A 1,613-nucleotide genomic window follows, 5' to 3' on the forward strand; every position below is an offset into this window, starting at 1 on the left:
CTGGCGGAGGGCGGCCTGCCCGGCTTCGCGCTGTGGCTGGCGGCCTTCGGCGGCGGTGCGCTCGCGGCGCTTCGCCTGGCGCCGCAGGCCATGCCGGGCGCGGCGGCGCGCATCGCGGCCATGGTGCTGCCGGTGGCGCTGACCGTCATGGTCTCGACCGATCTCGGCAACCGCATGGCCTGGTTCGCGCTGGGCCTGGCGCTCAGCCTCGGTGTTTCGGTGCGGCGCGATGTATGAGGCCTGGGGCAAGCGCGCCTGCGACATCCTGGGCGCGGCGCTGCTGCTGGCGCTGCTCGCCCCGGCCTTCGCCGGCGTCGCGCTGGCGGTGCGGCTGTGGCTGGGCGCGCCGGTGATGTTCGTGCAGCTGCGCGCAGGGCGCGGCGGGCGGCCCTTCCGCATCCTGAAGTTCCGTTCGATGCGCACGGGAGAGGAGAGCGATGCGGTCAGGCTGGACGGCTTCGGCCGCGCGCTGCGCCGCTCCGGCCTGGATGAGCTTCCGCAACTGGTGAACGTGCTGCGCGGCGAGATGAGCCTGGTCGGCCCTCGGCCGCTGCCGGTGGACTACCTGCCCCACTACACGCCGCGCCAGGCGCTGGCGCTGCGGGTGCGGCCGGGCATCGCCGGGCCGGGCGTGGCAGCGGGGCGCAACGACGTCGCCTGGCCGCAGCGGCTGGAACTCGGCGCTGCCTATGCGGGGATGCCCCCCACGCTCGCCGGCGACCTGCGGCTGATCGCGGCGACGCTCAGGGTCTGGCTGACAGGGCGCGGCGCCAAGGCGCCGGGGCACGCGACGATGCCGCCCTTCATGGGGCGGAACGAACCGGAAGGTTGAAACTTCTGCAAGTTTTGCAGGCAGAACTTGATCGTCCGATCGTTCCTCAACCAAGATCACATGAGACGGTGAGGAATTTCGCCTTGTCGGTTCATGTCGCTGTCAAGACCGAGCCGAGCCGCCAGGGCGCCGTGCTGCCCTTCCCGGCCCGAACGGCCAGCCGCCTGCATCTGTCCCCGCCCAGCTTGGCCGGCGGCGAGCTGGACAGTCTTCGCGCGACGCTGGAGGCGGGCTGGCTTGCCCCCGCCGGCCCGGCGCCGGCCGCCTTTGAGGCCGCGGTTGCAGCGACCACGGGTTTCGCGGACGCCCTCGCCACCACCTCCGGCACGGCGGCGCTGCATCTGGGCTATCGCGTGCTGGGCGTGGAGCCGGGCGACGAGGTCTGGGCGCCGACGCTGACCTTCGTGGCCACGGTGGCGCCTGCCGTGCAGATGGGCGCCGTGCCGCGCTTCCTGGACGCCACCGGGCCGGGCTGGACGCTCGACCCTGGCCTTTTGTCCGAAGAACTCGCCCGCGCCGCCCGCCGCGGCCGCCTGCCCCGCGTCGTCGTGCCGGTGGACCTCTACGGCCAGTGCTGCGAGCTGGATGCGATCGTTGCCGCCTGCGAGCGCTGGGGCGTGCCGGTGCTGTGCGACAGCGCCGCCGCGATGGGCGCGACCGGGCGCGGCGGGCTGCATGCCGGGCGCGGTGCGCGGCTCGCCGCCTTCTCCTTCAACGGCAACAAGATCGTCACCACCGGCGGCGGCGGTGCGCTGGCGAGCGACGACGCGGCGCTGCTGGC

At 74.0% G+C, this 1,613-nt stretch carries 2 protein-coding genes and 1 pseudogene; all 3 read left to right on the forward strand.

Features of this window, described 5'->3' with window-relative positions; translation table 11 throughout:
• Positions 1-237, forward strand: a pseudogene (locus OZN99_RS31175) (O-antigen ligase domain-containing protein); the annotation flags it as partial.
• Positions 230-832 (forward strand): sugar transferase, encoded by a 603-nt coding sequence (locus OZN99_RS31180; RefSeq protein ID WP_270939079.1) that lies wholly within the window; start codon positions 230-232, stop codon positions 830-832. The pseudogene OZN99_RS31175 and the gene OZN99_RS31180, both read left to right, overlap by 8 nt.
• A gap of 83 nt (positions 833-915) precedes the next feature.
• Positions 916-1,613: DegT/DnrJ/EryC1/StrS family aminotransferase (locus OZN99_RS31185; protein ID WP_270939080.1), on the forward strand; the 698-nt coding region annotated here is incomplete at its 3' end.

It is taken from the genome of Falsiroseomonas oryzae, from assembly GCF_027856955.1.
In the GTDB taxonomy this organism is placed as follows: Bacteria; Pseudomonadota; Alphaproteobacteria; order Acetobacterales; family Acetobacteraceae; genus Falsiroseomonas; species Falsiroseomonas oryzae.

Bases quoted from the DNA above. Each gene is read 5' to 3' on its own strand.
- OZN99_RS31180 (WP_270939079.1), top strand. From the start codon at position 230: ATGTATGAGGCCTGGGGCAAGCGCGCCTGCGACATCCTGGGCGCGGCG.